The sequence below is a fragment of the Tateyamaria omphalii genome (assembly GCF_001969365.1).
Taxonomy (GTDB): domain Bacteria; phylum Pseudomonadota; class Alphaproteobacteria; order Rhodobacterales; family Rhodobacteraceae; genus Tateyamaria; species Tateyamaria omphalii_A.
This window is the reverse complement of record NZ_CP019312.1, coordinates 2,213,004-2,229,326: the sequence shown is the minus strand read 5'-3', so window position 1 is coordinate 2,229,326 and position 16,323 is coordinate 2,213,004. Positions and strand designations below refer to the sequence as shown.

The window sequence follows — 16,323 nt, the reverse complement described above, 5'->3', positions numbered from 1 at the left end:
AATACGAGGCGCGGCACCTCAAATCCTGGGTCTCTTGCGCTTCGCTGACGGCCAAGCAGCTCAAACCTCAAAAACCTCATCCACCGGCACCTGCATCGCCGTCACCAACCCATTGGTCTGCATGGCCATCCCAATCACACTTAGCAACTCGCCGTATTGCGCCTGCGTCATCCCTTTGGCCCGCGCCGCCGCCGTGTGCGAATGAATGCAATACTCACACCCATTCGCCACAGACACCGCGACGTAGAGCATCTCCTTGACCAACGGGTCGAGCGCCCCCGGTCCCATCACATCTTTCAACCGTCCCCAGGTTGCGGCCAGCAGGGCTGGATCATGGGCCAGCGCCCGCCAGAAGTTGTTGACGTAGTCCGTCCCGCGCACAGCACGAATATCGTCAAAGACGGCCAGCACCTCGGCGCTGGCCTCCTCGTCGGATATGAGGGGGAGGGTCGCCATCAGACCATCGCGAAAATGCGCGCGGGACCGCCCGTGCCGCCGGGGTGGTTTGGTGCGCCGACAACCAGCGTCGCGCCGGCCGCGGGCACGTTCTCAAGTCCGGCCAGGTTCTCAATTCCGTAACGCCCCGCAGGCAGCCAGGCATAGTGCGTGGCAAAATCGGGCGACGGCCCATGATCCAGCGACAGGGTGTCGACGGCCATGGCGACGGCTGTTGTCTCTTCCAACAGCATCTGGGTGGCCTCGACATGAAATCCCGGAAAGTGCTTCACATCCGCATCATCGTTGCCCACATAAGCCGCCGCATCGCCGGATTTCGCGGCCCAGCCGGAATGCATGGCGATGCACGCCTTGTCCGGAATGTCGCCATTGGCGGCGATCCACGCCTTCAGGTCATCCGGGGTCACCTGTGCATCGGCATCCTCTGCCGCCCGCGCCGCGATATCCACGACGCATAGCGGGATGACCAGATCGCTCACCGGGATCTCGTCCACCGATGCGCCATCGGCTGAAAAGTGCAGCGGCGCGTCGATATGCGTGGCGGTGTGCTCGTTGATGGTCAGGTTCATCAGGTTGAACCCATGTTCGGCAAAGTTGAACGCCTGCTCCATCGAAATGCCCGGCACACCGAAGAAGGTCGGAAAGTCCGGGCTCAGTTTGTGGCTCATGTCCACGACACCACCATGGCCTGCCGCCATCGCCGCAGGCGCCGCCGACATCCCGATGGTTGCCGCCGCACCGACGGCAGCACTGACCTTGAACAGATCGCGCCGCGACAGCATCCGATCCTTCACCGCGTTCATCACACAAACATCACACATGGGTCTCTCCTCCCGTTGGGGTTGCCCTGCTCAAAGGTCGCCCATCACCTGCTGATTGAAACCATACACCCTTCGCGCGCCCCCGATGGGGATCAATTGCACATCGCGGGCCTGGCCCGGCTCGAACCGCACGGCGGTGCCCGCAGCGATGTCCAGACGCATGCCGCGCGCGGCCACTCGGTCGAATTCCAGCGCTGCGTTCGCCTCGCCAAAATGATAATGACTGCCGACCTGCACGGGTCGGTCGCCGGTATTGGCCACGTGCAGCGTGATGGCTTGCGCGCCGGTGTTCAACTGAATATCTCCCTCTGCCGGGATCACCTCGCCTGGGATCATCGCGCCGCGCTCCTCTTCTTCATTGTTCCAAAAATATGCATGTCTCACCGGATCGGATTGTGGACCGTCACCAGTTTGGTGCCGTCGGGAAAGGTCGCCTCGACCTGCACGTCATGGATCATCTCGGGCACCCCTTCCATGCACTGATCGCGGGTGATGACCTGCGCACCAGCCTCCATCATGTCGGCCACGCTGCGCCCGTCGCGCGCACCCTCGACCACGGCGTCGGTGATCAGCGCAATGGCCTCGGGATGGTTCAGCTTGACGCCGCGCGCCAGCCGTTTGCGCGCCACTTCGGCGGCCATGGCGACCAGCAGCTTGTCCTTTTCGCGGGGGGTGAGTTGCATGGGGTTACAGTCTCCAGCAGATGGGCAAATGACCACCGGTCAGGTGGTCAAGAATGGGCAACAGCGTCTTGCGCAGATGATAGCCCGACGGGGCCACGGTGCGCATGACGAGGGTGTCATGGGTCAGCAGGCTCGCGCCACCTGTCTCGGGCAAGAGGTCGCGGACCGGGCCAAGATGCGCCTCGGCATCCGGCGCCACATAGGTCAGGCTGACCATGGAGGTCGCTCCGCGCCCAATGGCCACCCGCGCCATGTCTGCAGTCATGTCCCCGGACAGGGACCAGGCATCGAGGACCAGCGGCACCCCGTTCCGCGTGATTTCGATCCGGTCCGAAAACTGACCCCGCACGGCATCCTCGCCCATGGCGATCCGGCCCAGGCACATGGGCTCAACGATTAGCGCGCGCGCTGTGGGGGCCAGATCACAGGACAAACGCCGCGTCATCGCGCAGCCGTCAAAGATCAACGTTTCCTGCGGCAGCCACCACAGCGTTGCACCGTCCTGAACAGTAAGGCGGGTCTCGACCCGCCCAACTTCGCCCGGCTGCGCGCGATAGGCCCGTTCGCAGGCTTGCGTGGTCACAGTCAGATGCGTGCCAGCGCCTGCGGTGGCGGCGTAGTCGAACCTGTCACCACCCGTGACACCGCCGGATGTGTTCAGCAGGACCGCCGTCATGCCGCGCGCCGCACGCGGAAACACGGCCTTGGCCGCACCCTGCTGGTACAGCCCGTCGATGACGGTGCGCCCTTGAACCGGCTTGGTCGACAGCCGCACAGAACCAATCGCGCGCGGTTGCGCGGCAGTCGCAGCAGTGAGGGGCAGGTGGGCAGTCATTCAGTTTCGCGGCAGCTCAAGTCGCCTGATATGACCATTCCTGAACGCATTCGGCTAGTCCCACGGCCAAATGCCTGAAAATCAGCCGAAAAAGCGCCTATTTTTCGGGCAGTCTGCGCAGCAGGTAGGTGTCCATGATCCAGCCATGGGCGGCGCGCGCCTCGGCCCGGCGGGCAATGATCCGGTCGGACACATCCGCCAGTCGACCGTGGTCGAGGATTTGCTCTGCCATGCCCAGATACGCCCCCCACCAGATGTCGAACTGCGCGCCGTCCAGGTCCTGAAACGCGCATGTGCCATCCAGCATCACGACCAGGGTCTCGCATTCTGAGGGCCAGCCCTGATCCCGCAAACGCCGCCCGGTCGAGATAGTGACAGGCGCGTTCAACGTATTGAGCGGTATCGCATGGGCCGCGGTCAGCGCCTGAACAGAGGTGATCCCGGCCACGACACGGATGTCGGGCTTCGGGTGCAGCCGGGCGGCAATGCGCAAGGTGCTGTCATAAAGCGATGGATCGCCCCATACCAGCAGCGCGACCTTTCGGGCTTCGGGGTGCTGCGCCATGGTGTCGGTCCAGATGCGTGCGATCTCATCATGCCAGGCATCGACCCGGGCGATGTAGGGTAAGCTCTCGTCGCGCACCGGCATGTCGAACAGGGCAACGGTGGCGTCATTGCGCACATCCGCGATGATCTGCGTCCGCAGATCAGCGAGATTGGTCTTGCCGTCGCCCTTGTGCGGCACAAGGAACAGGTCGGCCTCCGCCATGACGCGGCGCGCCTCTCCGGTCAGATGATCCGGGTTGCCCGTGCCAATGCCGATCAGAAAAAGCTGTTTCATGCTGCGCGAAAGGGCCGCACAGTGGCGGCCCTTTCCCTCAATCGAATCAACATCTTATGCCACGTTATGCAGGCGGTGGGCAAAGACGCCGGACCGCGTCCAGCCGCGCAAACCCTTGGCAGCGGCAAGGACGGCCAGATCGGCAATGGGCTCCAGCAGGATCACCAGCAGATACGCGGCCCCGAAGGTCAGCACAGCCTGCATGTTCTCGGCCCCGACACCCTGACCATAGATCGCCCAGAATGCGACCCAGGCCACCACGCCGCCCTGATAGATGGCCGACATCTTCAACACCTGCGTATAGCCAAGGTCCACATAGGCCGTCGCGTCCGGCACAATGCGCCGCGCGAGCGCATGAACGGCAAAAAGCGGAAACAGCAAGGTCGTCACGTTGACAAAATACATCGGCAGATCGGACGGGGCAAAGAACGTGCCCTGAAGCAGCAAGCCCGCCGCAAGCCCGATCGCCGCCGCAGCGGGACCCAAAAGCAGAAACAACGTCGTGCCCAGAATGAAGTGCACCTCGGAGATGCCCACGGCGAAATGCGGCATCACCTCAAAGAACACGAACGTGCCCACCGCGGCCATCACGCTGCGCAGGGCCAGCGACGCCATGTCGTGCCGCTTCAGATCGTCCGCCGCCAATTTCAATGTATAGCCTGCGCCAGCCGCGGCAGTGCCATAGGCCAGTGCCATTTTCGCGCCGTCCACGACGCCCGGTTCGATATGCATGTCTGTTTCTCCTCGCCACCACCCCGGTGACACAGTGGCCGGTGCCCCGGCGGATTGCGTTGCACGATGGCAGGTCTCCTGACTGCCGGGTCGCTGCGGCGCCAGACCTTCCCAGCGCATCTTGCGCCAGTGGTGTCTGCCGGCACCGCTCGCCGGTCACAGTTGCGGGGGCAGTCCGGGACTTTCACCCGGTTCCCTTTTCAGACCTCTTTCGGGGCCACCATCGTGCGAACATGTTTACAGCCTTTGGGGGTGCTCACAAGTCCGGATACGGCAAGTGAAGGCGCAAGAAAGACCCGACCCGTACGCTTTGGCCCATGTCGGATTTTGCATATTTGAAGAACAATGAAGGGACACGCAGTCTGTGATCTTCATTGTTCCCAAAATATGCAGATCACCCCTCTGCCAGCGCCCCGTAAAGAATAAGGGCAGGTGCATCGCTGACCGCGCGGCGCAGCCGGTCGGCCAGCGTCTGTACGGTCATGCGGTGCAGGGCCTGCGCATCGGTCGACACGCCTTCGGCCAGCAATGCCGGTGTATTGGCAGGCAATCCGCCGTCAATCAGCATCGCCGCCAGCGCGGGAAAGGTCCGCTGTCCCATGAAAACGACCGTTGTGGCCTGCGGATCAGCCAACGCTGCCATGTTAAGATCCTCTGGCAGCGCACCACGCACGTCATGTCCGGTGATGAACTGCACGCGCCGCGCCGTGAGGCGCCGGGTCAGCGGAATGCCCGCCGCCGCCGCGGCCGCACAGGCCGAGGGCACGCCGGGTATGATCTCGTATGCAATGCCCGCCGCCTTTAGCGCATCGGTCTCTTCCTCAAGCCGGCCAAAGGTTCCGCCATCACCTGATTTCAGGCGAACAACACGTTGATTTTCCTGCGCATACTCCACCAACAACTGGCTCACATGGTGCTGCTTGGGCGACGGCCGCCCGGCCCGCTTGCCCACACCCACCAGATCGGCTCCGCTGCGCGCATGGGCGAGGATCGGCCCCGCACTCAGATCATCAAACAGCACCGCATCGGCGCGCTTCAACCGGTCCACGGCCTTCAGCGTCAGCAATTCTGGATCGCCGGGACCGGAGCCAACGAAGCTGACAAACCCGGTCATCCCGCCTCTCCGGCGATCAGGTGAAAGAAGGTGCCGGTCACATGGCCCTTGCGCGACCCGGTCTCTGGCACCGGGTTGCCGTCTGCATCGGCCACCTGTGCCAGCGGCGCATCGGGTTCATCCAGAATGGTGGTGTAATGAAACTCGTGCCCCCGCAGCGCGGCCCCGGCCGCAAAGCCGGGCATCGGCGCATCCAGCACGGCCCGGCGATAGCCCAGATGGAACTTCCGCTTTTCAAAGCTGGTTTCCAGCCCAAACAGCCCCGTCATCTCGTGCCGCGTGCCATCCTTGTCCGTCAATCCGGCGCCCAGCACCATGTAGCCACCGCATTCGCCATGCACGGGCTTGGTCGCGGCATGGGCGCGCAAGCCCGCCTTGAAGGTCGACGCCGCCGCCAACGTGCCACCATGCAATTCGGGGTATCCACCGGGCAACCAGACGAGATCGGCATCCTTGGTCGGGGCCTCATCCGCCAGCGGCGAGAAGGGCGCGATTTCAGCACCGGCCGCGCGCCAACCCTCCAGAAGATGCGGATAGGTAAACGAAAACGCCGCATCCCGCGCCAGCGCGATCTTCTGTGCGGGCGGTTGCGGCAACGGAAATGCCTCGATCGCAGACCCCACCTGCGCCGCCGCCCGGATCGCGTCCAGATCGACATTCTCACGCATAAAGTCTGCATAACCCGCAATCGCGGCTTCAAGATCGGGATGCTCCACCGCTTGGATCAGCCCCAGATGCCGCTCCGGCAGCTTAAGGTCCCCCCGCCGCGGCAGGCTGCCCAGCACTTTGACGCCCGCGCGATCCATGCCCAGCCGGGTCAGCCGGTCATGCCGGGGGCTCGCCACCCGGTTCAGGATCACGCCCGCAAAGGGAAGATCGGGATTATAGCTCTTGAACCCCAGCGCCGTCGCCGCCGCCGATTGCGCCTGTCCGCCCACGTCAATGACCAGCACAACGGGCCAGCCCATGGTCAGCGCCGTCTCGGCGCTCGATCCAAAGCCGGATTGCCCACGCGTCGCGACCCCGTCGAAAAGGCCCATGGACCCTTCGGCCACGCAGATATCCGCGCCAGCCATCTGTGCCGAAACGCCTCCCAGCAACCGCGTATCCATCGCCCACGTGTCGAGGTTGAAGGACGCGCGCCCAGCTGCGGCAAGGTGAAAGGCCGGGTCGATATAGTCTGGCCCCGACTTGTAGGGCTGTACCACCAGCCCGTCGTCCCGCAGCGCGCGAAGCAGCCCCAGCATCACGGTTGTTTTGCCTGTTCCTGATGCAGGGGCTGAGATCATAAGACCCTTAATCATCGCCGTGGCTCCAGCTTGCCCAGGGGCTATCCGCACTTTGCGGGCGGTAGCGCCGGTCGTAATCCGTTGAATAGAGGCAACTTTCATCGAAACTATCTGCCCCGATGGCGCGCCCCACAAGGATCAGCGCGGTGCGGCTGATGCCGTCGTGCATGGCCTGCTTGAGCGTGGACAGCGTCGCATGGATGATCTGCTCATCCGGCCAGCTTGCACGGTACACCACGGCGACCGGGCAATCTGCTCCATATGCAGGCGTCAAGTCGGTGATCACCTGATCCAGGTTTCCGATGCTCAGGTGTATCGCAAGCGTCGCGCCCGTGGCGGCAAAGTTGGTCAACGTTTCTCCGTCCGGCATTGACGTCGCGCGGCCGGGCGTCCGTGTCAGAACCACCGATTGCGCGACGCCGGGCAGGGTCAGCTCCGCGCCCAAGGCGGCCGCAGCGGCGGAAAAGGACGGCACGCCCGGCGTCACCGTGAACGGGATGCCCGCCGCCTTGATCCGCCGCAACTGCTCACCCATGGCGGACCATACGGATACGTCTCCTGAGTGCAGCCGCGCGATGTCGTGACCGTCGGCATGGGCCGCGTGGATCTCGGCCATGATCTGGTCAAGGTCCATGGACGCCGTGTTGACGATCTTCGCGCCTTCGGGACAGTGGCCAAGGATCGCCTCCGGCACAAGCGACCCTGCATACAGGCAAACTGGGCAGGACGCGATCAGGTCACGTCCCCGCAGGGTCAGAAGGTCTGGCGCACCGGGCCCGGCGCCAATGAAGTGAACGGTCATGTGTCTGGTCCTTGGGCTATGGCGCAGGTGGCCATGCGGTCATGTGATACTTGGCGGGATACGATCAGTTTCGCGCCCGGTCGGGCAGCCGCCAGTGCTGCTGCTTCCGCCACCGATCCCGTGTGGCGCGCCTCGCGGCTGTGTCGGGATTGGGTCTCGGTGCACGCTTCTGCCAATGGGCCGGGCTGCACTGCCATGATGCCAAGCCCGCGCGCGGATGCAAAGTCCAGCATCGCCGGGTGCGCGACCTTGTCGTGTGGCGTTGCGATATGGTCGAGCGGTCCGTCATAGCCCGTCGCCCGCAACGCCTCAGTCAGGCTTTGCGCCGTAGCGCGCGACGTGAAGCCAAAGCCCGCCACAATCATCGCGCCACGCTCCATTGCACAACCGGGTAAGACGCGGACCAGCCCCGTTTTGAACCCAACGGAACCGTATGCCCGAGTGCAATCCGCAGCAACTCACCCCCATGGGTTGCTTGCGCGTCGGCCAAGAGCGCTTCACCTTCCAGTGTGACAGCATTGACGACAAGCCTGGTGTTTCGCGCCAGCGCTGCCTCTAGCACGACATCCGAAAGCCCGCCCCCGATGAAAATGGCATCCGGTGCGTTCAACCCCTCCAACGCGTCCGGTGCCGCGCCCTCGATCACCGTCAGGCGATACTCCACGCCAAGGCTGGTCGCGTTTTGTCGGATCCGGTCTGCTCGATCGCTGCGCGGCTCAATGGTCGTGGCCATGGTCGAAGTATGGCTGAGCAGCCACTCAAGCGCGATAGAGCCCGAGCCGCCACCGATGTCCCACAGATGTTCGCCCGGTTTCGGCGCGAGGGTCGACAGGGTGATCGCGCGCACGGGGCGCTTGGTGATCTGACCGTCATTTTGGAATGCGTCGTCTGCCTGCCCTGTGGCCGCGGTGAGGGCCGCGCCATCGCCCGCAACGTCAATCGCTACACAGACCGGGTGGTTGAACTGGCCCTCGACCGCATCGGCGCGGCACGTCGTAAGGCGGTCCCGTGGCCCGCCAAGATGCTCCATGACGTGCAGAGTGCTGGCGCCGAACGCCTGGTCCGCGAGGTAGGTTGCGAGGTCCTTCACGGCCGCCCCGTCGCGCAGTGTCACGATCAGTTTTGACTTTTTAGCGACGTGCCTGCGAAGCCGGGTAAAAGGGGCGGCGTGCAGGCCCAGGCACGTGGTCGTTTCCAGCGGCCAACCCAGCCGGGCTGCTGCAAGGGAGAAGCATGAGATACCGGGTAGCGCGGTCCATTCGGACGGGCCGAAGCTGCGGGCGATGACGGAGCCTGCGCCGAACCAGAAGGGATCGCCGGAGGCGAGCACCACGACCTTTTGTCCCCGCAGGGACGCCAGGATCGCGATGCCGTCGGCGAAGGGAATTGGCCAGGGGATGAGATCTGTCCCCGCGGGGACACTTGTGGTTAATTCTGCGTTAACCACGAGATCTAGGTGCCGCTGGGGCGCCATGATGACGTGGGCTGCGGTGAGGGCGGCTTGACTTGCCGCCCCAAGGCCTGCAACTCCGTCTTCTCCGATGCCTATGATTGTCAGCCAGGGGTCAGACATGCGCGCCAACCTTTTGATCCTTGCAGGAACGACCGAGGCCACGGCTTTTGCCAATGCCGCCGCAGACGCGAACCTCACGGGTACGGTCAGCTTTGCGGGGCGTGTCGAGCGACCAACGCGGCAGCCCTTGCCGCAGCGGATCGGAGGATTTGGCGGGATCGAAGGGCTTTCCGAATACCTCAAGGCCGAGCAGATCAGCCATGTGATTGACGCGACCCATCCCTTTGCCGCGCAGATGAGCCGGAATGCGGTTGCGGCCTGCGCGCAAGCCGAGGTGCCGCTGATTGCTTTGACCCGTGCGCCCTGGACCGCGCAAAGCGGAGACAACTGGACCCACGTGCCAGACATTGCGGGCGCAGTGGCGGCGCTCGATCAGCGGGCCAGCCGTGTGATGCTGGCCGTGGGACGCATGCATCTGGCCGAGTTTGCGCCAAATCCGCAGCATTTTTACCTGCTCCGGCTTGTTGATCCGCCCAAGGACCCGCCGCCGTTCCCCGACCACAATGTGTTGGTGTCGCGCGGGCCGTTCACCGAAGGTGATGACCGCGCGCTGATGCAAGAGCATGGGATCAAGCTGGTCGTGTCGAAGAACGCTGGCGGGACCGGGGCCTATGCCAAGATCGCGGCGGCGCGTGCCTTGGGCCTGCCTGTCATTATGATCGACCGACCCACACTGCCGGAGCGGCGGGAGGCGCATAGCGTGGCGCAGGTGTTCGACTGGCTGCGTCATTCGGGCGTCGATCTCGGGGTGTAGACGATCGGCGCGCCGTCCCGTGTGATGATCCGTGTGCGGGAAGAGCCGACGATGACCATGGTGCGCATGTCGGCCATGTCCGGTGTTGCGTCGGGCAAGGGGACGATGCGGATTTGCTCGTCTGGCCGGGTTACGTTGCGGGCAAAGATGACCGGGCGCGTGTCGTTGCAGGCGTGCTTGAGCACGTCGAGCGTGCGTACGAAGCCCTCGGGCCGGGATTTGCTGCGTGGGTTGTAGAAGGCCATGGCGAAGTCGGCTTCGGCGGCGAGGCGCAGGCGCTTTTCGATGAGGCGCCACGGTTTGAGGTTGTCACTGAGGTTGATGGCGCAGAAGTCATGGCCCAGCGGCGCGCCACAGCGGGCTGAGGCGGCAAGCATGGCGGTGATGCCGGGCAGGACGGAGATGTCGAGACTGCGCCAGTGGGCGGGGCCCGCTTCGACGGCCTCAAAGACCGCAGCGGCCATGGCGAAGACGCCGGGATCGCCGGAGGAGACGACGACGACCTTTCGTCCTTCCGAGGCCATTTCCAAGGCGTGCTGAGAGCGGTCAATCTCGACCCGGTTGTCGCTGGCGTGCAGGGTCAGGCCGGGGCGGTTCGCGATGCGTTTGACATACGGTATGTAGCCCACGATGTCGGTGGCCTGGGTCAGTACATCCGAGACTTCGGGCGTGATCAGGGCGTCGTCGCCGGGGCCGAGGCCTGCGATGCGCACCCAGCCCGTCATGGGCGACGGCCCTGCCCATGGACCACGATGATCGAGAAATAGGGGGTTACCTTGCCCTCGGCCTCGCACAGCTTTTGCACGTTCTGGTTTGGCATGGCAGCGTATTCGATCAGGTAGGCGTCTTCGAACTTGCCTGCGCGTTTCAATGCGCTGCGTACCTTGTCGATGTTGCGCCCGATCTTCATCACCACCAGCGCGTCGGCCTGGCCCATTCGGTGCACAAGCGTGTCCTCGTCCAGCGTGCCCATGAGGATCGTCAGGATGTCGTCGCCCCATGTGATCGGTGCGCCCGTGGCCGTCCATGCGCCGGACATGCCGGTGATGGCGGGAACAACTTCGACAGGTACGTGTGGTTCGAGCCTTGTGTAGAGGTGCATGAACGAACCGTAGAAGAACGGATCGCCTTCGCACAGGACCACCACGTCTTCGCCCCCTTCGGCAAGTCTGCGCAGGTGAGCTGTGCAGTCGGTGTAAAAGGCCGACATGATTTGGTTGTAGCGCGGGTCGGTCAGGGGGATTTCCGTCGTGACCGGGTACTCCATGGGGAATTCGATGGCTGTGTCGGCCAGCATGCCGTTGACGATGCGCCGTGCCTGGCCGGGGCGGCCTGCCTTGCGGAAAAAGGCGACGTGTTTGGCGTTCCGCACCAGCCGGTCGGCGCGGACGCTGAGCAGGTCTTGCGCGCCGGGGCCGAGGCCGACGCCGTGGATGGTGCCCGTCGTCTGCGCCATTACTCTTTGCGGCTCGCGATGGCGTTGACTGCGGCGACGGTGATGGCGCTGCCGCCGAGCCGCCCCTGGACGATGCAGCAGGGGACGGGTTGGTCGGCCCAGAGCGCGTCCTTGGATTCGACAGCACCCACGAAGCCCACGGGGCAGCCGATGATGGCGGCGGGGCGCGGGCAGTCGGGGTCTTCGAGCATGTTCAGCAGGTGGAAGAGCGCTGTCGGGGCGTTGCCGATGGCGACGACGGCGCCTTGCAGATGGGGGCGCCAGAGTTCGAGGGCGGCAGCGGAGCGGGTGTTTTGCATGTCCGCTGCCAGTTCGCGGACGCCGTCGTTGTGAAGCGTGCAGATGACATCGTTGTTTGCGGGCAGGCGGGGGCGTGTGATCCCCTCGCTGACCATGCGCGCATCGCAGAGGATGGGGGCGCCTGCTTCGAGGGCTGCTCGGGCGGCTTGGACAAAGCCCGGCGAGAAGAGGCAGTTTTGTTCGAGGCCCACGAGACCGGCCGCGTGGATCATGCGGACGGCGACCTGTTCTTCGTCCGGGGCGAACTGGTCGAGGTCAGCTTCGGCACGGATGGTCGCGAAGCTTTGCAGGTAGATGGCTGCGCCGTCGGTTTCGTATTCGTAGGGCATTTTAGCTCGCTGGCGTCAGGAGGTCTTGGGCCGTGAGGCCGCGCTGGCGGGGGGCATCCCATGGATGGCCGTTTTCCACAAGGTCGAACGTGCCGTTGTTGCCCACGAGCGTGGTGGTCGCGCGGCGCGGGTGCGCGCAACCTTTTGCACAGCCCGAGATGTGGAGGCCGGGTTTGGCCAGTTGTCGGGCGAGGCTGCGGGTGTCGACCGTGGCGGAAGCGCAGGCGGGGGCGCCGGGACAGGCGTGGGTGTGCAGGAGCGGGTCGTTTGCGTCGGTGATGAAGCCATGGGGCGCGTGGGCTTTTGCGTTTTCGAGTGTGAAGAGACGCCAGGGGGTGACGCGGAGGGCCATGGCTTGGCTGTCTTGGATGAGGGCGGCGAGGTCAGAGGCGTCAATGCTGCCGAAGGGCGCGCCGTAGGTGTGGTTGCCGGGTTGGAGGCGTGGTGCGGCGGGGGCCGGGCCAGTGGTTTGCCATACGGCTGGCAGGGCGGTGGTTTTGAGGTGTTTGGCCATGCGACCGGCGGCTGCGCCGTTTGTGCCGAGGAACCAGTTGGCGAGGTCGATCAGCGCCGCTGCGGCTGTGTGTTCGGTGACGGGCTGGCCGTGTTCGGCGCCGTCGGCGCGCAGGATGATGCCGTCCGGGCTGCGTTCGAAGCGGAAATCGGCGGAGGTGTCCGACAGGAGCGGTGCGGGCCCGGTGTCGATGGCGATACCCATCTTGGCCGGGAGCGTGGGCATGTCCGGCAGGGCGCTGATGATCTTGGCGTGCAGGCGCATGGTGAGGTCGCCGTCCTGCCATTTGGGCGTGGTGACGATATTTCGCTTGGCCTCTGCCTCGGGTGTGGCGTCGAGCAGGTCGAGGTCTTGGAGCGCTTGGAGGAGGCTGTCGTATTGGTTCCCGTTGATGCCACGCATTTGCAGGTTGGCGCGGCTGGTGAGGTCGATGATGCCGTTGCCGTGCGTTTGGCTGAGGGCGCAGAGGCCAAGGGTTTGAACTTGGGTCAGGCGGGCCAGACGCGGGCGTATGCGCACGATCAGGCCGTCGCCGGACATCATGGGGCGCCAGGCGCCGGGGCACCAGCCTTTGATACTCATTGTGCGGCCTCAAGGCTGGCGCGGATCGAGTTGCGGCGGGTGTGCCAGAGGCCCGCGGCGTCAAGGGCGGCGAACTGGTCCTGCATGGCTTGGTACGCGCCGGGGTTGGCGTCTTGGAGGAAGGCGGCAACCTCGGGGTCGCCGAGGGTGGCGTCATGGTAGGCGTCAAAGAGGTGGGGGCCGACGACGCCCGCGAGATGTGCGAAGGCGGCCATGTGGTCAAGGGTGGCGGCGATTTCCGCCCCGCCGCGGAAGCCGTGGCGCATCATGCCACGCAGCCACCGGACCTGCGTGGCGCGGGCCTGGACGACGCGGGCGATTTCCTCGGGCAGGGTGCGGGCGCGGGGTCGGTCGGGGTTTGTGCTGTCGAGGTGGTAGAGGGACGCCTTGCCCCCGGTCACGGCTTGTGCGGCGGCGAAACCTGCTTCATGGGCGGCGTAGTCGGAGGCCAGAAGCACGTCGGTTTCGGGCAGATCTTGCAGGTGGACGAAGCTGTCGGCGGCGGCGACGCGGGCGCGGATGCCCGCCTCATCCTTGACCGTCTTCGTGCCGTCGAGCGCGTAGGCGCTGGCGGCGAGCCAGGCTTGCCCTGCGGCGGTGCGCGCTTCGTCGGTGAAGGTTTCGATGTCTGCACCCATGCCAAGGCCGAAGCTGCCGGGGGCGGGGCCGTAGACGCGGGAGGCGGGCGTCTGGCCTGCGTAGGGGTTCCAGTCTGGTGCTTCGTCGCGCGCGGCCAGCGCGCGGACGGCTTGGCCGAAGAGGGCGGAGAGCGTCGGGAACACGTCGCGGAACAGCCCAGAGACACGCAAGGTGACGTCGATACGCGGGCGGTCAAGGTCTGTGATGGGCAGCACTTCGATGCCGGAGACGCGTTCGGAGCCTTTGTCCCAGACCGGTTTGACGCCGAGCAGGTGTAGTCCCATGGCGAACTCTTCACCCGCCGTGCGCATGGTGGCGGAGCCCCAGAGGTCCACGATCAGGCCACGGGGCCAGTCGCCTTCTTCCTGGAGGTGGCGGCGCACGAGTTCCTCGGCCAGTTTTACACCCTGGGCATAGGCCGCGCGGGTTGGGACTGAGCGCGGATCGGTGGTGTAGAGGTTGCGGCCCGTGGGCAGCACGTCGCGGCGCCCGCGATGGGGTGAGCCAGAGGGGCCGCCCGCGATACGCTTGCCGTTCAGGGCGTCGATCAGAGCGGTGCGTTCCGTGTCTGCGTCTTGCCCCCAGATGTGCAAGCCATCGCCGAACTGGCTTTCCTTGATGTCGCAAACAAAGCGGTCGATGCGGGTGATGGCTTCGGCACTGCATGTCGCGCGGTCGAGGCCGAGGTCGTTCTCGACTCCAATTGCCTGGGCTTCTTCGCGGATGTCATCCTGCAAACGGTCGCGGCGCTTGGGGTCGAGACCGTCGGCGTTGGAGAACTCGTCGAGAAGGGTTTCGAGCCGGACGAAACGGTCGGGCGTGGCGCTGTCCTTCATCGGGGGTGGCAGGTGGCCAAGGGTGACGGCGCCGATGCGGCGCTTGGCTTGGGCGGCCTCGCCGGGGTCGTTGACGATGAAGGGGTAGATGACGGGCAGGGTGCCGGTCAGGGCTTCGGGCCAGCACGTATGAGACAGTGCGACGGATTTGCCGGGCAGCCATTCGAGCGTGCCGTGCGCGCCGATGTGGACCAGCGCCTGTGTCTGGCTTTGAAGCCAGAGGTAGAAGGCAACATAAGCGTGGCGCGGGGTGCGGGCGAGGTCGTGGTAGTCGTCGTCGCGTTGCTGCGGGTTTCCGCGTTCGGGTTGCAGGGCGATGAGGATGTTGCCGCGACGTTTGGCTTTGAAGTGGAAGTGGCCCTCGTCGGTATCCTGTTCGGGGGTGCCCCATGCGGCTGTGATGTCGTCTTTTAGAGATCGCGGCAAACGTGCGAGAGCGGCTTTGTAGTCCGCGAGCGGCCAGCTGATGGTTTCGGTTTCGAGCGCGCGAGCAATCGGAGCAGCTTCGGTTGTATGACCTGCGCCTTTCAGGTCGGACAGGATCGCCTCGGCTGAGGCGAGCGCGTCGAGACCGACGGCATGCGCCATGTTCCAGTCCTTGCCCGGATAGGTGCTGAGGATCAGGGCGAGGGCGCGGTCGGGCGGGGGGGTGGCAGCAAGGTCAGTCCAGGCTTTGACCCGGTCGGCCACGGCGTCGATCCGCTGAGTGTCGGCCTTGTGCGCGTATCTTGCGAATTGCAGGGCGTCGTCGCGCGGCTGCGGTTCCTTGAAGGACGCGACGCCTGCGAACAGGCGTCCGTCCACCTCCGGTAGGACCACGTGCATAGCGAGGTCGGTGGGGGAGAGGCCGCGTTCGGCTTCCGCCCATGCCTCGCGGGTGGAGGTGGCCAGCGCGATCTGGAAGACGGGGACGTTGCCGGCGTCAAGCGGAGAGGTTCCGTTCGCGCCGATGCCGGAGAAGGCGGTGGCGTTGACGATAGCCGCAGGTTTCAGATGCGCGATTTGGCGGGCCATCCATGCGGCAGGTTCGGGGGCCTTGAGCGACGGGGCGAAAAGGCCGAGGACGCGAAAGCCGCGTGCGCGCAGGGCGTCGAATGTGGCTTCTATGGGCGAGAGGTCGGCAGCAGCGAGATAGGCGCGGTAGAATGTGACAAGGATGAGGGGTTTGTCATCTGCGGTGACGATCAGCGGGCAGGCAACGCCGTCTTCGGGCGTCCATGCGCCGACGGATGGCAGGGATTTGGCACCCTTGACCGGCCCGGCGTAGAGGCCGGAGGCGAGTGCCATTTGGGCCAGAGCGGCTTGTGCCGCAACTGCACCGCCGGTGTCGCAAAGATGGGCGAGGCGGCGGAGCGTGGAGACCGGCAGGGTCGAGATGGCATCGAGCCTTGGGTCAGCGCGGCCATCGGCAGGCAGGACGGCGAGCGCGATGCCCTTTTGCTGACAGAGTGTTTCGACTTGTTGCAGCCCATACGCCCAGTAGGGGACGCCGCCGATGAGGCGGATCAGGATGCCTTTGGCCCCTTCCAGCGTCTGTTCGATGTAGGTGTCGACAGAGAGCGGATGCTTGAGGCCGACGAGGTTTGCCAGCCGCACGGTCGGCAGCTTGCCGTCCGCCCGGTGATACGCCGCAGCAAAAGCCCCGAGGTCGCTGTCGGAGAAGGACAGCACCACCAGATCCGCGGGCGTCTGCCCCAGATCGGTGGGTGTCTCGGTCTCTTCGAGCCCGTGGCTTTCGCGGAAGACGACGTGCATCGGGGGCGGTTC

At 65.1% G+C, this 16,323-nt stretch carries 18 protein-coding genes and 1 riboswitch; of the genes, 1 reads left to right on the top strand and 17 read right to left on the bottom strand.

The window, feature by feature from the left end; all coding sequences use genetic code 11:
- Positions 1-60 precede the first annotated feature (60 nt).
- From BWR18_RS11060 to cbiE, 12 genes are all read right to left on the bottom strand, one after another.
- Positions 61-456, bottom strand: a complete 396-nt coding sequence (locus BWR18_RS11060; RefSeq protein ID WP_076628234.1) for a carboxymuconolactone decarboxylase family protein — start codon at positions 454-456, stop codon at positions 61-63.
- A complete protein-coding gene (locus BWR18_RS11055; RefSeq protein WP_076628232.1) occupies positions 456-1,277 on the bottom strand; it encodes a cyclase family protein in 822 nt (273 codons plus the stop codon). Before BWR18_RS11055 ends, BWR18_RS11060 begins: the two co-directional genes overlap by 1 nt.
- A gap of 30 nt (positions 1,278-1,307) precedes the next feature.
- Entirely contained in the window at positions 1,308-1,613 is a 306-nt protein-coding gene (locus BWR18_RS11050; RefSeq protein ID WP_076630262.1) for an urease subunit beta, read from the bottom strand.
- A gap of 44 nt (positions 1,614-1,657) precedes the next feature.
- Complete coding sequence (locus BWR18_RS11045; protein WP_076628231.1) at positions 1,658-1,960, bottom strand: urease subunit gamma; 303 nt, start codon at positions 1,958-1,960, stop codon at positions 1,658-1,660.
- Between the two features lie 4 nt (positions 1,961-1,964).
- A complete protein-coding gene (locus BWR18_RS11040; protein ID WP_076628229.1) occupies positions 1,965-2,795 on the bottom strand; it encodes an urease accessory protein UreD in 831 nt (276 codons plus the stop codon).
- A gap of 97 nt (positions 2,796-2,892) precedes the next feature.
- Positions 2,893-3,636 (bottom strand): precorrin-6A synthase (deacetylating), encoded by a 744-nt coding sequence (cobF, locus tag BWR18_RS11035; RefSeq protein ID WP_076628227.1) that lies wholly within the window; start codon positions 3,634-3,636, stop codon positions 2,893-2,895.
- A 54-nt stretch (positions 3,637-3,690) separates the two neighbouring features.
- Entirely contained in the window at positions 3,691-4,368 is a 678-nt protein-coding gene (locus tag BWR18_RS11030; protein ID WP_076628225.1) for an energy-coupling factor ABC transporter permease, read from the bottom strand.
- A 51-nt stretch (positions 4,369-4,419) separates the two neighbouring features.
- Positions 4,420-4,608, bottom strand: a riboswitch (cobalamin riboswitch).
- Positions 4,609-4,762: 154 nt separating this feature from the next.
- The gene (gene cobA, locus BWR18_RS11025; RefSeq protein WP_076628223.1) at positions 4,763-5,482 is read right to left on the bottom strand and encodes a uroporphyrinogen-III C-methyltransferase; all 720 of its coding nucleotides are present in this window, start codon (positions 5,480-5,482) and stop codon (positions 4,763-4,765) included.
- Positions 5,479-6,786 (bottom strand): cobyrinate a,c-diamide synthase, encoded by a 1,308-nt coding sequence (locus BWR18_RS11020; RefSeq protein WP_076628221.1) that lies wholly within the window; start codon positions 6,784-6,786, stop codon positions 5,479-5,481. Before BWR18_RS11020 ends, cobA begins: the two co-directional genes overlap by 4 nt.
- Positions 6,779-7,573: a precorrin-4 C(11)-methyltransferase gene (gene cobM / locus BWR18_RS11015; RefSeq protein WP_076628219.1), complete on the bottom strand. Its 795-nt coding sequence runs from the start codon at positions 7,571-7,573 to the stop codon at positions 6,779-6,781. Before cobM ends, BWR18_RS11020 begins: the two co-directional genes overlap by 8 nt.
- Complete coding sequence (locus BWR18_RS11010; protein ID WP_076630261.1) at positions 7,570-7,938, bottom strand: cobalamin biosynthesis protein; 369 nt, start codon at positions 7,936-7,938, stop codon at positions 7,570-7,572. The genes cobM and BWR18_RS11010 overlap by 4 nt, the downstream gene beginning before the upstream one ends.
- Positions 7,935-9,146 carry a precorrin-6y C5,15-methyltransferase (decarboxylating) subunit CbiE gene (gene cbiE / locus BWR18_RS11005; protein WP_076628218.1) on the bottom strand — a complete coding sequence of 404 codons (1,212 nt, stop codon included), beginning with the start codon at positions 9,144-9,146 and terminating at the stop codon, positions 7,935-7,937. Before cbiE ends, BWR18_RS11010 begins: the two co-directional genes overlap by 4 nt.
- Between cbiE and BWR18_RS11000 the strand changes: the two genes are divergently transcribed.
- The gene (locus BWR18_RS11000; protein WP_076628216.1) at positions 9,145-9,900 is read left to right on the top strand and encodes a cobalt-precorrin-6A reductase; all 756 of its coding nucleotides are present in this window, start codon (positions 9,145-9,147) and stop codon (positions 9,898-9,900) included. The two genes, cbiE and BWR18_RS11000, sit on opposite strands and share 2 nt — an antisense overlap.
- Here the strand turns inward: BWR18_RS11000 and cobJ are convergent.
- The 5 genes from cobJ to cobN are packed head-to-tail and all read right to left on the bottom strand — an operon-like array spanning position 9,873 to position 16,311.
- Entirely contained in the window at positions 9,873-10,625 is a 753-nt protein-coding gene (cobJ, locus tag BWR18_RS10995) for a precorrin-3B C(17)-methyltransferase (protein ID WP_076628214.1), read from the bottom strand. The genes BWR18_RS11000 and cobJ overlap by 28 nt on opposite strands.
- On the bottom strand, positions 10,622-11,356 hold the full coding sequence (gene cobI, locus BWR18_RS10990) for a precorrin-2 C(20)-methyltransferase (protein WP_076628212.1): 735 nt from the start codon (positions 11,354-11,356) through the stop codon (positions 10,622-10,624). Before cobI ends, cobJ begins: the two co-directional genes overlap by 4 nt.
- Entirely contained in the window at positions 11,356-11,985 is a 630-nt protein-coding gene (locus tag BWR18_RS10985; protein ID WP_076628210.1) for a precorrin-8X methylmutase, read from the bottom strand. Before BWR18_RS10985 ends, cobI begins: the two co-directional genes overlap by 1 nt.
- Before the next feature lies 1 nt (position 11,986).
- The gene (locus BWR18_RS10980) at positions 11,987-13,081 is read right to left on the bottom strand and encodes a cobalamin biosynthesis protein CobG (RefSeq protein ID WP_076628208.1); all 1,095 of its coding nucleotides are present in this window, start codon (positions 13,079-13,081) and stop codon (positions 11,987-11,989) included.
- Positions 13,078-16,311 (bottom strand): cobaltochelatase subunit CobN, encoded by a 3,234-nt coding sequence (gene cobN / locus BWR18_RS10975; RefSeq protein ID WP_076628206.1) that lies wholly within the window; start codon positions 16,309-16,311, stop codon positions 13,078-13,080. The genes BWR18_RS10980 and cobN overlap by 4 nt, the downstream gene beginning before the upstream one ends.
- Between the last annotated feature and the right edge of the window lie 12 nt (positions 16,312-16,323).